This window comes from Pseudomonas marginalis (assembly GCF_008692035.1).
Lineage (GTDB): Bacteria > Pseudomonadota > Gammaproteobacteria > Pseudomonadales > Pseudomonadaceae > Aquipseudomonas > Aquipseudomonas marginalis.
In genome coordinates this window covers 23,590-41,037 of record NZ_VTFG01000004.1, presented here as the reverse complement: position 1 = coordinate 41,037, position 17,448 = coordinate 23,590, and the positions used below count along the sequence as shown (strand labels likewise).

22 protein-coding genes are annotated in these 17,448 nt (G+C 61.1%); 14 read left to right on the top strand and 8 right to left on the bottom strand.

Features of this window, described 5'->3' with window-relative positions:
- The first annotated feature begins 82 nt into the window (after positions 1-82).
- Together FX984_RS31390 and FX984_RS31385 are read left to right on the top strand one after the other, a co-directional pair.
- Positions 83-487 (top strand): TraR/DksA family transcriptional regulator, encoded by a 405-nt coding sequence (locus FX984_RS31390; protein WP_003191666.1) that lies wholly within the window; start codon positions 83-85, stop codon positions 485-487.
- A gap of 96 nt (positions 488-583) precedes the next feature.
- On the top strand, positions 584-2,266 hold the full coding sequence (locus tag FX984_RS31385) for a methyl-accepting chemotaxis protein (RefSeq protein WP_430714779.1): 1,683 nt from the start codon (positions 584-586) through the stop codon (positions 2,264-2,266).
- An 81-nt stretch (positions 2,267-2,347) separates the two neighbouring features.
- On the opposite strand, the gene FX984_RS31380 is transcribed toward FX984_RS31385, so the two are convergent.
- From FX984_RS31380 to FX984_RS31370, 3 genes are all read right to left on the bottom strand, one after another.
- Positions 2,348-2,584, bottom strand: a complete 237-nt coding sequence (locus FX984_RS31380) for a DUF2789 domain-containing protein (protein WP_027606523.1) — start codon at positions 2,582-2,584, stop codon at positions 2,348-2,350.
- Between the two features lie 72 nt (positions 2,585-2,656).
- Positions 2,657-2,887, bottom strand: coding sequence for a hypothetical protein (locus tag FX984_RS31375; protein ID WP_027606522.1), 231 nt, complete (start codon positions 2,885-2,887; stop codon positions 2,657-2,659).
- 115 nt (positions 2,888-3,002) lie between these two features.
- Positions 3,003-3,269, bottom strand: coding sequence for a hypothetical protein (locus FX984_RS31370; RefSeq protein WP_081744443.1), 267 nt, complete (start codon positions 3,267-3,269; stop codon positions 3,003-3,005).
- Between the two features lie 415 nt (positions 3,270-3,684).
- Between FX984_RS31370 and FX984_RS31365 the strand changes: the two genes are divergently transcribed.
- Together FX984_RS31365 and FX984_RS31360 are read left to right on the top strand one after the other, a co-directional pair.
- Positions 3,685-4,134, top strand: coding sequence for a hypothetical protein (locus FX984_RS31365; protein ID WP_051429370.1), 450 nt, complete (start codon positions 3,685-3,687; stop codon positions 4,132-4,134).
- Between the two features lie 133 nt (positions 4,135-4,267).
- On the top strand, positions 4,268-5,284 hold the full coding sequence (locus tag FX984_RS31360; RefSeq protein ID WP_027606520.1) for an ABC transporter substrate-binding protein: 1,017 nt from the start codon (positions 4,268-4,270) through the stop codon (positions 5,282-5,284).
- An 83-nt stretch (positions 5,285-5,367) separates the two neighbouring features.
- Here FX984_RS31360 and FX984_RS31355 read toward each other — a convergent pair whose 3' ends face one another.
- Together FX984_RS31355 and FX984_RS31350 are read right to left on the bottom strand one after the other, a co-directional pair.
- Complete coding sequence (locus tag FX984_RS31355) at positions 5,368-7,494, bottom strand: TonB-dependent receptor (protein WP_146477878.1); 2,127 nt, start codon at positions 7,492-7,494, stop codon at positions 5,368-5,370.
- Positions 7,495-7,589: 95 nt separating this feature from the next.
- A complete protein-coding gene (locus tag FX984_RS31350; RefSeq protein ID WP_146477880.1) occupies positions 7,590-7,979 on the bottom strand; it encodes a DUF2946 domain-containing protein in 390 nt (129 codons plus the stop codon).
- Between the two features lie 93 nt (positions 7,980-8,072).
- Here FX984_RS31350 and FX984_RS31345 point away from each other — a divergent pair, with 93 nt between their 5' ends.
- The 4 genes from FX984_RS31345 (at position 8,073) to FX984_RS31330 (ending at position 11,988) form a co-directional block, all read left to right on the top strand.
- Positions 8,073-8,510, top strand: coding sequence for a DUF3995 domain-containing protein (locus tag FX984_RS31345; protein WP_027606517.1), 438 nt, complete (start codon positions 8,073-8,075; stop codon positions 8,508-8,510).
- A gap of 116 nt (positions 8,511-8,626) precedes the next feature.
- On the top strand, positions 8,627-11,128 hold the full coding sequence (locus FX984_RS31340) for a TonB-dependent siderophore receptor (RefSeq protein ID WP_146477882.1): 2,502 nt from the start codon (positions 8,627-8,629) through the stop codon (positions 11,126-11,128).
- Positions 11,129-11,219: 91 nt separating this feature from the next.
- The gene (locus FX984_RS31335; RefSeq protein WP_065941186.1) at positions 11,220-11,549 is read left to right on the top strand and encodes a hypothetical protein; all 330 of its coding nucleotides are present in this window, start codon (positions 11,220-11,222) and stop codon (positions 11,547-11,549) included.
- Between the two features lie 178 nt (positions 11,550-11,727).
- The gene (locus FX984_RS31330; protein WP_108574368.1) at positions 11,728-11,988 is read left to right on the top strand and encodes a hypothetical protein; all 261 of its coding nucleotides are present in this window, start codon (positions 11,728-11,730) and stop codon (positions 11,986-11,988) included.
- Between the two features lie 266 nt (positions 11,989-12,254).
- Here the strand turns inward: FX984_RS31330 and FX984_RS31325 are convergent, their stop codons facing one another.
- Together FX984_RS31325 and FX984_RS32565 are read right to left on the bottom strand one after the other, a co-directional pair.
- Entirely contained in the window at positions 12,255-13,199 is a 945-nt protein-coding gene (locus tag FX984_RS31325; protein ID WP_146477884.1) for a GGDEF domain-containing protein, read from the bottom strand.
- A gap of 116 nt (positions 13,200-13,315) precedes the next feature.
- The gene (locus FX984_RS32565) at positions 13,316-13,456 is read right to left on the bottom strand and encodes a hypothetical protein (protein WP_166655323.1); all 141 of its coding nucleotides are present in this window, start codon (positions 13,454-13,456) and stop codon (positions 13,316-13,318) included.
- A 221-nt stretch (positions 13,457-13,677) separates the two neighbouring features.
- Between FX984_RS32565 and FX984_RS31320 the strand changes: the two genes are divergently transcribed.
- The 5 genes from FX984_RS31320 to FX984_RS32560 all read left to right on the top strand — a co-directional run bounded on the left by FX984_RS31320 (position 13,678) and on the right by FX984_RS32560 (position 15,774).
- The gene (locus FX984_RS31320; RefSeq protein ID WP_146477886.1) at positions 13,678-13,989 is read left to right on the top strand and encodes a YXWGXW repeat-containing protein; all 312 of its coding nucleotides are present in this window, start codon (positions 13,678-13,680) and stop codon (positions 13,987-13,989) included.
- 31 nt (positions 13,990-14,020) lie between these two features.
- Positions 14,021-14,599: an RNA polymerase sigma factor gene (locus FX984_RS31315; RefSeq protein ID WP_146477888.1), complete on the top strand. Its 579-nt coding sequence runs from the start codon at positions 14,021-14,023 to the stop codon at positions 14,597-14,599.
- Positions 14,596-15,021 (top strand): hypothetical protein, encoded by a 426-nt coding sequence (locus tag FX984_RS31310; protein ID WP_146477890.1) that lies wholly within the window; start codon positions 14,596-14,598, stop codon positions 15,019-15,021. Before FX984_RS31315 ends, FX984_RS31310 begins: the two co-directional genes overlap by 4 nt.
- Positions 15,018-15,503, top strand: coding sequence for a periplasmic heavy metal sensor (locus FX984_RS31305; protein WP_146477892.1), 486 nt, complete (start codon positions 15,018-15,020; stop codon positions 15,501-15,503). Before FX984_RS31310 ends, FX984_RS31305 begins: the two co-directional genes overlap by 4 nt.
- Positions 15,504-15,597: 94 nt before the next feature.
- Positions 15,598-15,774 carry a hypothetical protein gene (locus FX984_RS32560; RefSeq protein WP_186511913.1) on the top strand — a complete coding sequence of 59 codons (177 nt, stop codon included), beginning with the start codon at positions 15,598-15,600 and terminating at the stop codon, positions 15,772-15,774.
- Positions 15,775-15,960: 186 nt separating this feature from the next.
- Here FX984_RS32560 and FX984_RS31300 read toward each other — a convergent pair whose 3' ends face one another.
- The gene (locus tag FX984_RS31300; RefSeq protein ID WP_027606508.1) at positions 15,961-16,323 is read right to left on the bottom strand and encodes an NUDIX hydrolase; all 363 of its coding nucleotides are present in this window, start codon (positions 16,321-16,323) and stop codon (positions 15,961-15,963) included.
- 127 nt (positions 16,324-16,450) lie between these two features.
- On the opposite strand from FX984_RS31300, the gene FX984_RS31295 reads away from it, so the two are divergent.
- The gene (locus FX984_RS31295; protein WP_027606507.1) at positions 16,451-17,431 is read left to right on the top strand and encodes a Gfo/Idh/MocA family protein; all 981 of its coding nucleotides are present in this window, start codon (positions 16,451-16,453) and stop codon (positions 17,429-17,431) included.
- The last annotated feature ends 17 nt before the right edge of the window (positions 17,432-17,448 follow it).

Genomic DNA, 17,448 nt, shown 5'->3' with positions numbered 1-17,448 from the left:
TGGCGCCTTTCCGAGACCTGCAGAGGTCGACCGGAACGCTCCCTTATTCGCCTTAATGCACGTATTTTTTATAGAGAAATCAATGACAAAGGAAAAGTTGCTGGCCATGCCGGCGGATGACTACATGAATGCCGAACAGCACGCTTTTTTCGAGAAGTTGCTGCAGGACATGAAGGTGGAACACCACGAGCGCATTGAGCAGAACCGCATCGCCATTGAAAGCCTGGACACCCCGGCCGACCCGGCCGACGCCGCTTCCGTTGAAGAAGAGCGCACCTGGCTGGTCAACGCCATCGACCGCGACCAGCGCATGCTGCCGCAGCTTGAGCGTGCACTGGAACGCATCAAGGAAGATTCCTTCGGCTGGTGCGATGACAGCGGCGAGCCTATCGGCCTCAAGCGCCTGCTGATCAGCCCGACCACCAAGTACTGCATCGAAGCGCAAGAGCGCCACGAGCAGATCGACAAGCACCAGCGCCAGGCCTGATGCGCTGAAGCTGGGGGATCGCCTGGGCGGTTCCCCGGAGAAAGACCCGTTACGCCCCGTCTATTGATCTGCTGCAGGCTACCCCACTAAAGGCCCATGGATAATGGCTGGATAGTGGCGTTTAATGCAGGGACAAAAATGACAAACAGTGGGGTAACGACAATGGCTGGAGACGGAGCTCTGATGGGCGCAGCAGTGCCACCGCAACCGGTGGTGCGCGGGTTGCCCGGCTGGTTGATGCCGCTCCTGCAGAGCGCCGCCCTGGTGCTGGTACTGCTGGGCCTGGCGTTTGCCAGCCTGCCGATCTACCTCTGCCTGCCCATTGCCTTGCTGGTGATCTGGCTGCCAGGCCTTATGAACCGCACCTCCCGCACGGCACCGCCCGCCACTGCCGATGCCATTGGCGAGCTGACCCGCGATCTGTCCTATACCACCAGCCACAACGCACTGTCCGCTGCCGGCGTTGCCTACTCGGTCAAGCAACTGGCGGCTCGAGTGCAATCGCAATTGGGCGCGGCCAAGCAGATCGTCAGCAGTGCCGAAGTGATGATCAGCACCGAAAAGGTCACCTCCCAACTCAGTCGCGAGGCCCTGCAGGCGGCCAGCCAGGCCCATCAGCGCAGCACTGAAGGCCGTGAAGTGCTGGCCCAGTCGATCATTCGTATGCACCAGCTCAGCCAGCGCGCCAATGCCAGTCGGGAGTTGATTGAAGCCCTGAGCCAACGCAGTGAAGAAATCCAGCGGGTGACCCTGGTGATTCAGTCCATCGCCAGCCAGACCAACCTGTTGGCGCTCAACGCCGCGATTGAAGCGGCGCGGGCTGGTGAGCACGGTCGCGGGTTCGCCGTGGTGGCGGATGAAGTACGTGGGCTGGCGGGCCGCACAGCCACGGCCACCGATGAAGTCGGGGTGATGGTGGCGGATATCCAGCAACGCACTGCCCAGGTGGTTGAGCAGATTCGCCAGCTCTCGGCAGACTTGCACACCGGTGTCGAGCAGGTGGAGCACGCCGGCGAGCACCTGGAGAACATTGCCGGCCTGGCGGCGGGCGTGGAAGGCCAGGTCAATGAAATCGCCCAGGGCACCGACACCAACCGCGCCCAACTCGACAGCCTGTTCCATGCCGTGGAGCAAATGCGCAGCGATCTTATCGTGAGCGACCAGCAGACCCGCCAGTTGGCCGATGCCGCTGTGCAGATGGAAGGGCAGGCGGAAACGATCAGTGAGCGCCTGGCGGAAGTCGGGCTGGATGACTATCACCAGCGCATCTACGACCTGGCGCGCGAAGGCGCGAGCCGGATTGCCGCGCAATTCGAAGCCGATGTACAGCAGAACCGCATCAGCCTGGATGACTTGTTCGACCGCAGCTACACCTTGATCCCCAACACCAGCCCGAGCAAGTACCACAGCCGGTTCGATGGCTACACCGACCAGGTGCTGCCGGCCATCCAGGAAGCACTGCTGCCACGCCATGAAGGCTTGGTATTTGCCATTGCCTGCACGCCCCAGGGTTATGTGCCGACGCACAACAAGGCGTTTTCCCAGGCGCTGACCGGCGATGCCCAGGTCGATGCGGTGCAGAACCGCACCAAGCGCAAGTTCGAAGACCGCACCGGGATCCGCTGCGGCAGCCACCAGCAAGCGGTGCTATTGCAGACCTACACCCGCGATACCGGCGAGTTGATGCACGACTTGTCGGTGCCGATCATGGTCCGGGGGCGGCATTGGGGGGGCTTGCGCCTGGGGTATAAGCCGGAGGGGGCGAAGGCTGCGCGCTAGGGATTGTGGTCGTCTGTGAGACGGGGAAATACCAGCTGCCTGGCAAGCGCTATTGCGCCCAGGCAGCCGGTATTGTGTGGATTACTGCGGTTGATGCAGGCGCTGGTTCAGCTCATCCACCGCCATGGCCCAATCGGCGTCTTCACGCAGTTCTTCCTTGAGGAACTGTGCCTGTTGCGGCGTCCAGAACGGCGCGTCGATCAACTTGACGTCGTCACTCAACGGGTGCGCGACAATGAAGGCGTCGATGGCTTCGGGGGTTGAGTCCAGGCCCAGTTGTTCAAATAAGGTTTCGAGTGTCGGTATTGGCGCGTCCATGTCAGTCTCCGTGCGGGTTTCGGGATCGTTATGCATGGGAGGCTTGTGGCGCGGTAGAGTTCGATCGGATTGTCAGGAGGTCAGTGCCCCTGAATCCACTGCAGCCTTGAGTGCCTGGGCGGATTCTTTTCCGGCGCTGGCGGCGGTATCGAAGGTCTTGAACCACCGGTCTTTTTCGACCTGATGCGTGGTGACGGTGGTCAACGGCGGTTTGGCGCGCATCACGATCACTGCTTGAAACTCCCCGTCGACTTCCCTTGCGTCGCCATGGATGAAAAATTCGCCAATATCAAATTCCGTCACGTATCGCCTTCCCTTCGAGGTAACCAACAGCACTGATGAAACCTGGCCCGTGAGGGAGCAAATTCCAATGGACAGGCCAGTATGGCAGTTGTTGAAGGGCGGCGGCGCAGTAAAGTCATCCGGGTGACGAAACGATTCCGCCGTGCAGTGAGGCCTCCAGCCGCTTGGCCAGTTCACAGGCCTCGATGTGGTCGCTGCGAAAGCCTCTGATCCTGCCACTGGTGACTTCGCGGATATGGAAGAAGTTTCTTCCGGCGGGTACAACCTGGTAAAGAACGGAATCGGGGTACCCGTTGGGACTGCGTAAGCAGTAGTATTGCTGTTCGTCCTGACATGATGAACGAGTGCGGGAAGACATAGCGTCGTATTGGCGTCGTTGCATGGTCAGCTCCTGTCGATCGATCTTGTTGACCCACCAGCGGCGTTACAGGTGGTTTTGACCCGTGTTGCTGTTTTAGTATTGTCGTCGGCAGTCGGCGTCTGGTTCCACGCCGAGGTGTTTTTGTTTGTATGAGCTGTCGGAAACTGCGTTTTTAATAGTGTTATTCTCTGAAGCGGGTCGACCGGTATTCTCTGGTTATTGAACCTGTGATCTCCTGCGATGCCTGATGTCCCTGCGCAAGGCCCATCGTGCATGCCTGTCCGGGGCTTTGGGCGCAGCAACGGGGTCTTCTTCAGTTTTTCCATGAATGTGTTGTGTGATCGTGCCGAGATGGCCGTTTCTTTGTGCTGCCCGCTCCGGCGGACAGTGCTCTTTTCGATGTGGGGGCGTTTCCTTGGCAGTCAGTAATCTGGATATGCACGCGTTGTTCGTGCTGGGTGATTTGCGCGCAAAGTTGGTCAAGCAGTTTCAATCCCGTTTTGTTTACATCACTGAGCAGACGCCGGAAGGCATCTACATCGCCGAAATCGATACCGAAGCGGCAATGGTTGTGGATGACAAACCCCGTCTGGAACTCAAGGTGGGCGACCACTTCCGTGCTGCGGTATTGCCCAGTCGCGAAGGTGGCAAGTTCGAACTCAAGTTCCGCGACATCAAGTTGACGGTGTATGGCTTGGGCGACTATGCCTTTGTGTCCTCGCCCGAAGGCCAGGGCATCGTCTTCAAGGAAGGCCACAGTGTGATGCTGGTGTTTGCGGCCCATGAACAACTGCAGGAAGGCCTGACCAAGACCCTCAAGGCCGTGACCGGCAAGGCCGCCAAATGGCGCAAGGGTGAGCTGGTGACGTTCAAGGCCAGTGAATAATCGGTAAATACTGCGAACATCTCCTATCTCCCGGAACCTCTACTACAGTTGAGTTGACTTAACTATTCAGAGGCTTCGCGCATAGACAGCAAAGCCGTTCGTTGTTTGCTGCGACATCGCGAGGTGCAAGGGCATGAAAGGATTGAGAACGCTGTTGGCTGCATCGCTGACGACCCTGGGTCTGGCAGTGGCTTCGCTGCCCGTTTCGGCCGCGCCAGCGCCGGTGCACTTTGCCGACCTGAACTGGGAAAGCGGCAGCCTGATCACCGAAATACTGCGGGTCATCGTCGAGAAGGGCTACGACTTGCCCACCGACACCTTGCCCGGTACCACCATCACCCTGGAAACCGCCCTGGCCAAGAACGACATCCAGGTCATCGGTGAAGAGTGGGCCGGCCGCAGCCCGGTATGGGTCAAGGCCGAGGCCGAAGGCAAAGTGGTGGGCCTGGGGGATACGGTCAAGGGGGCCACCGAGGGGTGGTGGGTGCCGGAATACGTGGTCAAGGGTGATCCGTCCAAAGGTATCAAGCCCCTGGCACCGGACCTCAAGAGCGTGAAAGACCTTGCGCGCTACAAGGACGTGTTCAAGGACCCGGAGTCTCCCGGCAAGGGGCGCTTCCTCAACAGTCCCATCGGCTGGACCTCGGAAGTGGTCAACAAACAGAAGCTCAAGGCCTATGGCCTGGATGACAGCTACGTGAACTTTCGCAGCGGTTCGGGAGCTGCCCTGGATGCCGAAATTGCCTCGTCCATCCGTCGCGGCAAACCGGTGTTGTTCTACTACTGGTCACCGACGCCGTTGATGGGGCGCTACAAGCTGATCCAGCTGGAGGAGCCACCGTTCGATGCCGAGGCCTGGAAGACCCTGACGGATGCGGATAACCCCGACCCGAAGCCCACTCGGTCGTTGGCATCCAAGCTGAGTATTGGCGTGTCCACGCCGTTCCAGAAGGAGCATCCGCAGATTGCCGGGTTTTTCGAGAAGGTCGAGTTGCCGATTGGGCCGCTGAACCAAGCCCTCGCGACCATGAGCGAGAATCACACCGCGCCTCGGGAGGTGGCCCAGGCATTCCTCAAGGAGCATCCGGAGGTGTGGAAGGCCTGGTTGACCGAGGATGTGGCGCAGAAGGTCGAAGCCAGCTTGAAGTAAGCACGGCGCTTATTGCCGAGCGGAGATCAAAAATAATGTGGGAGAGGGCTTGCCCCCTCCCACATGTTGTTTGCAGTGTCGCTTCAGAATCTGGTTTGCACCGCCAGCTCGAATGTCCGTGGCGCTCCCAGGTAATACGCTGGCGACACATGGGCAAACTCGGCATACACCTCATTGGTCAGGTTGCGCACCCGGCCGGTCACCGAGGTGTGTGAGTCCACCTGGTAGCGCAGGAACGTCCCGAACAGCGTGTAGGCCGGCACCGTCTGGGTGTTGGCATTGTCCGCATACACCTCGGCGACATAGCGTGCATCCACGCCGCCTTGCCAGTCCTCGGCAAAGTCATAGGTCAACCACAGGTTGCCGACGCGCCTGGGCACGTTGGTCGGTGTATTGCCCTTGCGCGAAACCACTGCGCCACTGGCGATTTTCTCGTTGAACTCATCGTATTCGGCATCCACCCAGGCGATGTTGCCTTCCGCCAGCAGCCTGGGCGTGATGCGCAATGAACTGGCCAGCTCGATGCCCTTCGATGACTGCGCGCCGACCGGGATGCTCGTGGTCGGGTCCTGCGGGTCGGTTACGGCAAAGTCCTTGCGTTCGATCTTATAGACAGCAACGGTGGCCGAGCCACGGCCGTCCAGGTAGTCGAACTTGCTGCCCACCTCCCATTGTTTGCCGGTCGACACATCGAACACCTGGGTGGTTGTACTCGGTTGTTCGGCGGCGGTGCTGTATTGCACGTAGACATTGGCCGATGGGATGAACTGGTAGGTCAGGCCGACGCGACCGGTCACCGGTTCCCAACGGCGCTTGAAGTGCCGTGGGTTGGTGGCCGTGACCCCGCGGTGGTTGGTCACATCCAGGTCGATGGCGTCGTAACGCAGGCCGCTCAGCAGCGAGAGTTTTTCGGTAAGGCCCAGGCGGTTCTCCACGAACAACGCCTTGGTGGTGACCTCATTGGTCTTGTCCTTGCCGAAGTTCTCCCGGGTACGCGGGATGTCGTAGAAGTACCCGGGGGCGAAGCCGTTCGGGTCCACGGTGCTGTTGCCCGGCACATTCAACGGCGTGTTGGTGGTGCTGTTGACCTTGTACTCAAAACCAACGGACCAGGTGGTCGACAGGCCGAACAGACGGTCATCATGGCGCAGCTCGAACTGGTTGCCGTGCTGTTCGCCCTGGTGGCGCACCTGGTAGGCGGTCGAGCGGTTTACCGCGCTGTTGCCGGCGTTGTATTGGTAGGTTTCGAGGTTGCGGTAATCGCGCTGGCTGTCGAGGTGGTAGAGCGTATTTTTCAGCGTCGTGCTGTCGTTGACCCGGTAGTCGATGATCGAGCGCGCCCAGATCGTGCGCTGCTCGTAACGGCCGTCGGCGACGTTGTAGTTATTGAAACGGTTGTGTTTGTCGATCTTCAGCTCGCCGGCCTTGGGGTTGAGCACCGGCGTGCCCCAGTAAGGGCTGTCTTCCTGTTCATCCTGGTATTCCAGGGCCAGGGTATGGGACAGGTCGGGGGTGAGGTCGCTGAGCAGGGAAAACGCCAGGCTCCAGGCCTCACGCTGGTCGCGGTCGATGTAGCTGTGGTTGGTGTTGCGGCTCACATCCAGGCGCGCGTAATGCTGCACTTCGGCGCCGGGCTCGGTCAGCGCGTGATTGACGCCGAATGCCATGCCGGTGGTGTCGTAGCTGCCATAGGTGAGCTGACCTTCGGCGGCCTGCTCCTCACGGGTGGCCAGCTTCGTCACATAGTTGAGCGAGCCGCCGACGGAGCCGGCGCCGTTGATCAGGGAGGAGGGGCCGCCCACCAGTTCCACGCGGTCATAGATCCAGGCATCCACGGGGCGGGCCAGGCCGGTGGCGACATTGATACCGTTGAACATCTGGGTGATCTGGCTGCTGGTAAACCCACGGTAAGAGACAAAACCGCCAAAACCCGGCGGCGCGCTGGCGTTGACGCCGGGCAGGGTGTTGGCGGCATCGCGGAACGTCTTGGCGCCATGGCGTTCGATGTCGTTGCGATTGGCGATGGCAACCGACGCTGGGGTTTCCCGCACGCTCAGTCCCAGCCGCGACGCCACGCCGCTGGATTGATCCAGGGTGAGGCCGGGTTCGGCAGTTGATTCGCCATCAATGGTGGTCGGAGCCAGTTCGAGGGCCCAGGCGCAGACAGGCAGGCAGCCGAACAGGCCCGCCAACAGGGGTAGATGTTTCATGGTTGAATCCTGAAAAACTTGGCTTGAAAACAACGCACGGCCGTCCGTCATTCCGTGTGGAACCGGTGGTCAGTGCAGATGGGAAAGCAAAGGGATCAGGCGAAGGCGGGCGGCGCGCGCGGGTTAGCCGTGGGCCAGGTGAAGCGGGCAGGGATGTCAGCAGCCAGCACCACGGCCGGCGGTGGTGCATGGGGTTGTGGCAACACCGCCACATTCAGGCTGGAACTGAGCGCCGGGCCCATGCCGCCGGTGGAGCACAGCGGGCAACCGAACGCCTTGGCCAGCGTCGGCAGGTTCTCATCGCTGGAGTTGGACGGCGTGGGCGCCTGGGTACGCGGGTCGACGGTACAGAACTGCCCGCCGATGCCATTGAGCTGCATCCCCACCATCTGCCCGTGACCGATACTGCAGGCGAACACATTGAACAGGACGCAGCAATAGAGCATCCAGGCAATGAGCGAGCGGTCGGCGCGGGCGAATTTCATGGGGCGGCACTTTACCATCAGCCGCCGACGAAATGCCTGCAAAAAATCCCAGGGCGACTATCCTGTCTCGCACCTTTTCTGGGAGCGCCCGCCATGAGCTTTGTCATCGCACGCTGGATCGTCGGCATTTTTACCTGCATCAGCATGGTGCACCTGTACTGGGCTGCCGGCGGCAAACTCGGCAGCCTCGCCGCCATTCCCCAACTGCCCGGCGAATTCGCCAGCGGGCCTCGCCTTGCATTCAGGCCCTCGGCGCTGGGTACCTTTCTGGTGGCGATGGGCTTGGTCGGCATTGCGCTGCTGGTGTGTCTGCGGGCCGGGCTGTACTTTTCGGCGGTCTCCCATGCGGCGTTGCAATGGGGAATCAGCGCGATTGCCCTGCTGATGTTTGCCCGCGCGATTGGGGATTCGGAGTTGGTGGGGTTTTTCAAGAAGGTCGGCGGGTCACGGTTTGCGCGGTGGGATACGTGGTTCTATTCGCCGTTGTGCCTGGCGTTGGGGGTGGGGTTGTTGGTGGTGGCGTGGGGTTAATGAGGGAAACACAACACACCGATCTACGCCGCTCAAATAAAAACTGCTCTCATCCTTGCCCGATTTGCCGACCTGGCCGTCATGGTTAATAGAACCTCTATTACCCAGGATTTCCCATGTCGCGCCTTGCTCGCCCCTTGCACCCACTGGCCCTGTCAGTGGCGTTGGCTTTCGCCGCCGTGCCGTTGCTGAACGTCCAATCCGCCTTCGCCGAAGAAAGCCGCAGCGCTGTACGCAGTTTCCAGATTCCGGCCGGTGACTTGAGCCAGGCGCTCAACAGCCTGGCCGAGCAGGCGGGCCTGGTATTGGCGTTTGATGCGAGCCTGGCACGCGGCAAACGCAGCAACGGCTTGAGCGGGCAGTACGCCACCGACGTGGCGCTGGCCCAGTTGCTCGCCGGCAGCGGCCTGCAGGCGCTGAAGCTCTCGGCCGACCGCTACCGCCTGGAAGCCATCCCGGATAACGGCGGTGCCATGGAGTTGCAGGCCACCACCATCAGCGGCGCGTACCAGGCCGAAAGCCCTACCGGGCCGGTGTCCGGTTATGTGGCTACGCGCAGTTTGTCGGGCACCAAGACCGATACCGCGCTGATCGAAACCCCGCAGTCGATCTCCATCGTCACCAAAGACCAGATGCGTGCGCAGAACGCCGAGAGCCTCAACCAGATCCTGCGCTACAGCGCCGCGGTCATCCCGGAAACCCGCGGTGCCACGGCGTCGCGTCTCGACCAATTGACCATCCGTGGGTTTGCCCCGGCCACTTACCTCGACGGCCTGCGCATGCCGTCGAGCCGTGATGCCTTGCCGCAAAAGGATGCCTTCGACCTGGAGCGCGTCGAAGTGCTGCGCGGCCCGGCGTCGGTGCTGTACGGGCAGGGCACGCCGAGCGGGGTGATCAATATGGTCAGCAAGCGCCCGCTGGATACGCCGTTCCATGAAGTGGGCGTCGAATACGGCACCTTTAACAAAAAGCGCACCACCTTCGATTTGAGCGGGCCGATTGACGATCAAGGCGTGTATTCCTACCGCGTGGCGGGGCTGTTCGACGATGCCGATGGCCAGGTCGAACACACCGAAACCCGTCGCCAATCGTTGTCCAGCGCGTTTACCTGGCGGCCGGACGAAGACACCTCGCTGACCTTGCTCGGGCATTTCCAGAAGGACCCCAAGGGCGCGTCCTACGGTTCGGTGCCGGCCTGGGGCTCGGTATTGCACAGCCCGACCGGGCGCAGCATCGACGTGGACTTCTACGACGGCGAAAAGAACTTCGAGAAAAGCGATCGCGAGTACTACTCCATTGGCTGGGCCTTCGAGCATCACGTCAACGATGTGTGGACGGTGCGCCAGAACGCGCGTTACCTGCGCAGCGAAGGGCGTTATCGCAGCCTCTACAGCAACTACCTGATGGCGGATTACCGCACCATTCGACGTTCCACCATTGCCAGTGACGTCGACATGGATGCCTACACCCTCGATAACCAGGTGCAGGCCAGATTCGACACGGGCCCACTGCAACACACCCTGCTGATGGGGCTCGACTACCAGAACACCAGCACCGACACCCTGTTGGGCTCAGGGACGTATACCGCCGGGCCGACCCTGGATATTTTCAACCCGGTCTATGGCGCGGCCGTGCCGGTACCGGCGTACACCACCGACGGTACGTCGCGCAGCGAACAGACCGGCGTCTATCTGCAAGAGCAGATGAAGTGGGACAAATGGGTCCTGTTGCTCGGCGGTCGTTATGACTGGGCCAGCACCGACAGCACCACCAAGACCTTGCGCACCGGGGCCAAGAGCCAGTCCTCCCTGGACAGCAAGGCCTTTACCGGGCGTATTGGCCTGGTCTATCTCTTCGATAACGGCCTGGCGCCCTATGCCAGCTATGCGGAGTCGTTCAACCCGCAGTCGGGCACCGGTTACGGCGGATCGGTATTCAAACCGACCGAAGGCAAGCAGTATGAAATCGGTATCAAGTACCAGCCGCCGGGCAGCAACAGCTTTATCACAGCGGCGATCTTCGACCTGCGCCAGACCAACGTCCTCACCACCGACCCGGACCCCACCCACCTGTGCGGCAGCGGTCGCTGCCAGAGCCAGGACGGCGAAGTGCAATCCCGTGGTTTTGAACTGGAAGGCAAGGCCAGCCTTAATGACAACCTGGACATCACGGCGGCCTATGCCTACCTGGATAACCGCATCAGCAAGTCCAATAACACCGTGCGTTACGCCCCCATCAGCGATATCGGCGTAGGCCCGGCCATCAACGCCGAGGGCACCACCACCTATGCGGTACCGCGCCACACGGCGTCGGCGTGGGCCGACTACACCTTCCATGATGGCAACCTCAAGGGCTTCGGCGCCGGCGCGGGTGCGCGGTATGTCGGTTCGTCCTGGGGCGATACCGCCAACACCCTGAAGGTGCCGGGCTACACCCTGTTCGATGCGGCGGTGCACTACGACATTCCGAACATCGCCAACCTCAAGGACAACCTGCGCCTGGCCCTGAACGCCACCAACCTGGCGAACAAAGAGTACGTCGCGTCGTGCTATTCCTACTCGTGGTGCTGGTACGGCTCGCAGCGCACGGTCCAGGCGAGTGCGACCTACCAATGGTGATGGCACGACGATAAGGCAATTTAATGGCCCCTTTGTAACAAAATTCTCGCCAGAATCGCTTTTATTTTCAGGTGGTTAGGTGAGGAAGCAAATGCGCACTGTTGGAATCATGCTGATCGCCTGCTCCCTGGCCGGCGGCGCGGCTGCCGTGCAGGCACGGGAGCTGCGCGAGGGTGACAAGTACATGTGCAGTTGGGGCGCCGGCACGGCCGCCAGGGCCCAGGAGCTCAAGCTGTCGGGGGTGTCGCTGTACGCCGCGCGGCAGAAGATCCAGACCATCAAGTTCAGTAAATCCTGGATGCGCATGATGGCCATGGGCATCACCGAACAGACCTATGACAGTCGTTCACGGCTCAAGCCCGAAGCGATTCGCCAGAGTTTCTACCAGGATTGCGTGCGTTACAAAGTGGCACGCAAGTAATCGAGTGCAGGCTTTACAAAACCACGACAAACCGATGTTTCTATTTGCATACAATTGCTCCCTTGGTAGAGGAGACAGGTATGCACACGCTTATTCGCGCCGCGATGCCGGTCCCGGGACGGGGCTGCCCGAGGCGCTCCAGGTTTGCTGTCAAAACAGAGCCGGGCAGGGTAAGCCCGTGACCCCGGCAACCCCCCCTTCAGCCAACAGCCTGCGCTATTTTGCGCTTGGCGTGCTGTGTGCCGCGATGTTGCTCGGGGGCTATTTCATGCAACTCAACGCCAAGGAGGATCGCCAGCGCGAAGAAGCGGCCGAGCGTTTGGCACTTTGCCGGCAGGTTGAGCGGGTCGCCAGTGTGGCCACCTCCGCGGGTCTCGAACTTCGCGATACCTGCCAGCAATTGGAGGAGAGCGGGTCGAAGAGTGTTACGCCGCCTTAACTAATAACCCTTTTTTATAAGTGGAAATATCGACAGTAGTTGCACCAAAAAGTGGCACTTATATGTCTCTCTACCTTAAAAAACATGTGGTTATTGAAGGACTTACAATGCTTTTAATCCGACGAAAGGATATAAAATTTTCTTGTTACAGCTTTTTACACTGGTTACTATAGCCGGGCGTTCACCTCCCACGGTTTATGCATTTTAAATCCCAAGTTTCCATCAGCTACTTGGGATTTTTTTTGCCTGGGATTTAACCCCCGGGGTCAAACTTCACCTTCTGCATACTCCGCACGCATCCGCCCATTGCGTTTGGCCCGGTAGAGCAACTTGTCGACATCTTCGACAAAACCCAGCATCGGGCTGTTGGGTTTGACGATGCGCGTACCTACGCCCAGGCTCAGGGTCAGCAGGTTCGACACCGCTGAAAAGCCATGTTCGATCTGTTGCTGGCAGATCAGGTGCAGGCAGCGCTGTGCCACCTGTTTCGCCGATGCCGCGTCGGTTTCCGGCAGCAACCACACAAACTCCTCACCGCCGATACGGGCGATGAAGTCCCGGGGCCGGTTGGCGGCCAGTGACAGGGTATGCGCGACCTGGCGCAGGCATTCGTCGCCCTTGATGTGGCCATAGTGGTCGTTGTACTGCTTGAAAAAATCGATATCCAGGATGATCAACGACAGCGGCAACTGGCTGCGCTGGGCGCTGGCCCATTCGCGCTCGAGCACGGTGTCGAACATGCGTCGGTTGGCGATGCCGGTCAGGCCATCCTGGTAGGAATATTCCTCGAGTTGCTTTTGCAGGCGCACCAGGTGTTCTTCGGTCTTCTTGCGTTCGCTGATATCGAACATAAAGCCGATCAGCGCCTCGACTTCACCGTCCTTGCGCACCACGTGCACCACGTCGCGGATCCATACATAGTCGCCGTTCACCGTCAGGGCCCGGTAATCCGCTTCATGGTCTACCCCGGCACGGGATTGCGACACGCAGAAATTCACCACGTATTCGCGGTCATCGGGGTGCATGCGCGAGACCCAGTCGTCGACGCTGACCCAGCTTTGCGGGGTCCAGCCCAGCAGCGTTTCGATCTGCGGGCCGATATAGCTGAAGGTCATGCTCTGCCAGTCGATACGCCACGGGATGGCCTTGGTCGACTCCAGCAGTGTCCGGTATACGTCGCTGTCGGGCTGGCTCGGAGGGGCAATGCTCATGGTGGACGGCTCGAGTGATGGCTAAGTGCCCAGAGCGTCGTGTGATCGACGGTGGGAGTCAAGCGCTTGCCGAGGCAGCAGACGAGAGGTCGTGTGACGGGCATGGCGGCGGCCAGCTAGCCGATGACAGCATGGCTGGGCGCATCCACTGCGCCGTAGTAACGCCAGCAGCAATGACGGTGTTCCGGCACGATCACGCAGCCGCTGAGGCTGACGATCAGCACAGCGGCAACCAGCAGGGTAAGTCGACGGTACATGGTGTTTCCTCTTGGGTTGACCGGGGTTGATCCTTTAACGCGGCGACCGGCGAAAATCCGTCGCATTCCTTTCAAACATTTCATCAAGCCCCGCCAGCCCCCGAGCAATACTGGTCTCGCCCCCTGCTGAAAAATCTGCGCAGCCCGCGACGGATTTTTGCGCACGCGCCGTTCAACCCATCAGCAACCTGCACTTTCGCGGGTTGCATGGAGGAGTTGCCATGAGACCCCAGGCCACATTGCGTTTTGCCTTGCTTGCTCCGCTGGCCCTCGCCGCGTTTGTCAGCACCCCGACGTTTGCCCAGACCGACATCATCCTCCAGCAGGCGCCGCCGCCGCAGCGCGTGGAAATGATCCCGGCCGAGCGCCCCGGCTATGCCTGGGACCCTGGCCACTGGCGTTGGGAAGGGCGCGGTTACGGCTGGGTGCCGGGCCACTGGCAGCCGGTAATGCGCCATGCACGCTGGGAACCTGGCCATTGGGAAGCCCATGGCCCGAACTGGTACTGGCGCGAAGGGCATTGGATCCGCTGAACCCTGACCCTTGGCCCTGAGAACTGCCCGATTGAACGAGACTGATCCGGACGTTGAGCTGCTGGCACGTATCGGCAATAACGAACCTGCCGCCGTCAACGAAATGGTGACGCGCAAACTCCCGCGTTTGCTGGCGCTCGCCAGTCGGATCCTCGGGGACGCCGACGAGGCCAAGGACGTGGCCCAGGAAAGCTTCCTGCGCATCTGGCGCCAGGCCGCCCACTGGCGCAGTGGCGAGGCGCGTTTCGACACCTGGCTGCACCGGGTCGCGCTGAACCTGTGCCACGACCGCTTGCGGCGGCGCAAGGAGCGCCCGCTGAGCGATGAGGCGGCGGTGGAGGTGGCAGACAGCTCGCCATCGCCTGAAGAGCAGATGGAGACCCGGGACCGCAGTACACGCATGGCCGCCGCGTTGGCGGCCTTGCCCGAACGCCAGCGCGAAGCCATCGTGTTGCAGTACTACCAGGAGCTGTCGAACATTGACGCCGCGGCCCTGATGAATATCAGCGTCGAGGCACTGGAGAGCCTGCTGTCGCGGGCCCGACGCCAGTTGCGCAGCCAACTTGCCGATACACCCGGGCTTGCCCGCCCAGGAAGGGGAAAATCATGACACCCGAACGCTTTGTGTACCTGGCCGACGTCTATGGGGCGGACCTGCGTCGCTGGCCCGATGCTGAACGGGCAACGGCCCAGGCGTTGCTCCGCAGTGGCAATGTGCATGCGCGCGAAGCCTTGCAGCAGGCGCGCTGGCTCGACAGCCAGTTGGACAGCCATCAACTGGCGTTCCCCGACCCGGCGTTGGTCCGGCAGATACGCCAATCCGGCCCACGCTCATTCTGGTCACGCTATGCCAACTGGTTATCGCCCGCCGGCCTTGTCGGTGCGGGCATTGCCGGCATCGTCACCGGGATGCTGGTGGCGTCCATGAGCGTGCCGCTGCCGATGTTGTCCTCCGACGTGCTGCCCAGTGTCTTTGATCAGGGCGACGCGGAAGTCGTCTTCAGCGTCAATGCCGAGGAAACCGAACAATGACCGCCAGATCCCTGAAACCGTGGTTGTTTGTCTCGATCCTGCTCAACGTATTTTTGATCGGTGGGGTGGGCGGCGGTCTTTACCATTGGATGGCCAACGCCCGGCCTGCCGAAGTGGTGGTCAACCAGCACGGCCTGCGCCAGGCGATGGTCAAGTTGCCGCCGGAGCGGCGCAGGGAACTGCGCCAACTGCTGCGCCGCAATCGCGACGACAGCCAGCCGCTGATCATGGCCGGGCGTGAGGCGCGGCTGGGGGTGATCAAGCAATTGGAAGCGCCGAGCCTGGATCGTGAGGCGTTGCTAGCGGAACTGGCCAAGGCACGGGAGGCCGATATGGCGCTGCGGGCGTTGGTGGACGGTACCCTGGCGCAGTTCGCCGATACCTTGCCCCAGGATGAACGGCAGCAGCTGGTGGAGGCCTTGTACAGGCGCGGGCAGGCAAAGGCCCAAGCAAAGTTGGCAGGCAAAGAACCTCGGTCGTGAGCAGGCTGATGGAACTGGAAATCTCAAAGTGCCACGAAGGTAGAGCTCAGAGAAACCCGACATTCCGTTGGGTAGAGCAAGAAGGTAAAGAACGATGATCGATAGCTCTAACATCGTAGGTCCCGCGCAGACTGCTGCTCAACCCAACTCTTTGGATGCGATCACCAATTTCGGCGGCGTACAACCGGAGGACATGGCAGAGCAAACGCGGGTGAAACGCCCGGGAGAAGAACCGGCGTCAGGAAATGGCCCGTCCCAGATCGGTTTTTGAGTCTTAGCCCCCAGCGGTGAGGGGAAGCGCCCTCGCCACTGATACCTCCGCCTGCCGCCCTTCACCAGGTCATGTGGGTGCCTTTGACATACACAGCGGCTGCCGCTCGACAGATCCTTTGTCGAACGGCAGAGAGCAAATGGCCTGGTCTAACGAAGGGGGCTGGATAGCAGGTTGGGCGCTGTATTACAGACGCCGGAGAAAGGCTTTGACGATGTGCCGCGTGGCGTCGGTGGTGTCCAGTTGGTCCACGGCGCCATAGGCGTGCCACTGGCAGTCGACGATCTCGTTCAGCGGCCGCGCATCCGCGATATTCACCACCGAGGCTTCAAATACATGGTGCACGGTGTCGCGGGCCTTCAGCTCCTGCAAGTACAGCAGCCCGTCCACGTTCAATCCGGTTTCTTCTTCCAGCTCCCGTTCGGCCGCACCGACCGGGCGCTCGTCCCGTTCCACCTTGCCGCCCGGCAAGGCCCATTTTGACCTGGCCTTGCGCACGAAGAGGATATGCCCCTCGTGTTCGCAAATGACCGTTGCGCGTATTTTCATCGTCTGTGCCCCCGCAGCGGGATGAGTGTCATAAAAGTGTAATGCAATTGTCATGCTAAGTGGTGATGGCGCGCCGCGGTGGGGATGTGGATACTGCCCGATTGATGAAAACGGACGAGGAAAACAGATGAGCAGCGTACGTTGGGGCATGATCGGGTGTGGCAGTGTCACTGAATTGAAGAGTGGACCCGCTTTCTACAAAGCGCCAGGTTCGGCGCTGGTGGCCGTGATGGGGCGGCGCGAGGAGGCGGTGCGCGATTATGCATCGCGCCATGGGATTGCCCGTTACTACACCGACGCCCAGGCACTGATCAACGACCCCGAAGTGGACGCGGTGTACATCGCCACGCCGCCCGACAGCCATCTGGAATACAGCCTGATGGTGGCGGCGGCCGGCAAGCATTGCTGCGTCGAGAAGCCGATGGCGCTGAACGCCGAACAGAGCGCGCTGATGCAGCGCACTTTCGAGCGCGCCGGGCTGCACCTGTTTGTTTCCTACTACCGGCGCTCGCTGCCACGCTTCCAGCAAGTGCGCGCGTGGCTGCAGGACGGGCGCATCGGCACGTTACGCCAGCTGACCTGGACCCTGTGCAAACCGCCGGCCGCCGAGGACGCCAGCGCCGCCAACTGGCGCACCGACCCGAGCATTGCCGGTGGTGGCTACTTTGCCGATCTGGCCAGCCACGGTTTCGACCTGTTCCAGTACCTGGCCGGGGATATTGTCGAGGTCGCGGGCTTTACGGCACGACAGGCCGGGCACTATGCCGCCGAGGACGCCGTGACGGCCTGCTGGACCTTCAGTTCGGGCGCGCTGGGCATGGGCTGCTGGAACTTCGTCGCCGACCGCCGTGAGGACCGGGTCGAGTTGATCGGCAGCCGTGGGCGCATCCAGTTCTCGGTCTTCGAAGACCAGCCGCTGCACCTGGAGGGCGAGACCAACGAGGTGCTGGAAGTGCCATGCCACCCGCATATCCAATGGCACCACGTAGTGGCCATGAACGCGCATATTCGCGGCGAAGCCGAGCATCCGTCGCTGGCCATCGAGGCGTTGAAGACCGATCGGATCCTGGACAAGGTCCTGCAACGAAATCCCAATCTGCCGGGATGATTTTCCAAGGAATAGCT

What these genes read in the sequence shown, in the direction of transcription:
- FX984_RS31390 (WP_003191666.1), top strand. Translation starts at nt 83, where the DNA reads ATGACAAAGGAAAAGTTGCTGGCCATGCCGGCGGATGACTACATGAAT.
- FX984_RS31385 (WP_430714779.1), top strand. Translation starts at nt 584, where the DNA reads ATGGATAATGGCTGGATAGTGGCGTTTAATGCAGGGACAAAAATGACA.
- FX984_RS31380 (WP_027606523.1), bottom strand. Translation starts at nt 2,584, where the DNA reads ATGGACGCGCCAATACCGACACTCGAAACCTTATTTGAACAACTGGGC.
- FX984_RS31370 (WP_081744443.1), bottom strand. Translation starts at nt 3,269, where the DNA reads ATGCAACGACGCCAATACGACGCTATGTCTTCCCGCACTCGTTCATCA.
- FX984_RS31365 (WP_051429370.1), top strand. Translation starts at nt 3,685, where the DNA reads ATGCACGCGTTGTTCGTGCTGGGTGATTTGCGCGCAAAGTTGGTCAAG.
- FX984_RS31360 (WP_027606520.1), top strand. Translation starts at nt 4,268, where the DNA reads ATGAAAGGATTGAGAACGCTGTTGGCTGCATCGCTGACGACCCTGGGT.
- FX984_RS31355 (WP_146477878.1), bottom strand. Translation starts at nt 7,494, where the DNA reads ATGAAACATCTACCCCTGTTGGCGGGCCTGTTCGGCTGCCTGCCTGTC.
- FX984_RS31350 (WP_146477880.1), bottom strand. Translation starts at nt 7,979, where the DNA reads ATGAAATTCGCCCGCGCCGACCGCTCGCTCATTGCCTGGATGCTCTAT.
- FX984_RS31345 (WP_027606517.1), top strand. Translation starts at nt 8,073, where the DNA reads ATGAGCTTTGTCATCGCACGCTGGATCGTCGGCATTTTTACCTGCATC.
- FX984_RS31340 (WP_146477882.1), top strand. Translation starts at nt 8,627, where the DNA reads ATGTCGCGCCTTGCTCGCCCCTTGCACCCACTGGCCCTGTCAGTGGCG.
- FX984_RS31335 (WP_065941186.1), top strand. Translation starts at nt 11,220, where the DNA reads ATGCGCACTGTTGGAATCATGCTGATCGCCTGCTCCCTGGCCGGCGGC.
- FX984_RS31325 (WP_146477884.1), bottom strand. Translation starts at nt 13,199, where the DNA reads ATGAGCATTGCCCCTCCGAGCCAGCCCGACAGCGACGTATACCGGACA.
- FX984_RS32565 (WP_166655323.1), bottom strand. Translation starts at nt 13,456, where the DNA reads ATGTACCGTCGACTTACCCTGCTGGTTGCCGCTGTGCTGATCGTCAGC.
- FX984_RS31320 (WP_146477886.1), top strand. Translation starts at nt 13,678, where the DNA reads ATGAGACCCCAGGCCACATTGCGTTTTGCCTTGCTTGCTCCGCTGGCC.
- FX984_RS31310 (WP_146477890.1), top strand. Translation starts at nt 14,596, where the DNA reads ATGACACCCGAACGCTTTGTGTACCTGGCCGACGTCTATGGGGCGGAC.
- FX984_RS31305 (WP_146477892.1), top strand. Translation starts at nt 15,018, where the DNA reads ATGACCGCCAGATCCCTGAAACCGTGGTTGTTTGTCTCGATCCTGCTC.
- FX984_RS32560 (WP_186511913.1), top strand. Translation starts at nt 15,598, where the DNA reads ATGATCGATAGCTCTAACATCGTAGGTCCCGCGCAGACTGCTGCTCAA.
- FX984_RS31300 (WP_027606508.1), bottom strand. Translation starts at nt 16,323, where the DNA reads ATGAAAATACGCGCAACGGTCATTTGCGAACACGAGGGGCATATCCTC.
- FX984_RS31295 (WP_027606507.1), top strand. Translation starts at nt 16,451, where the DNA reads ATGAGCAGCGTACGTTGGGGCATGATCGGGTGTGGCAGTGTCACTGAA.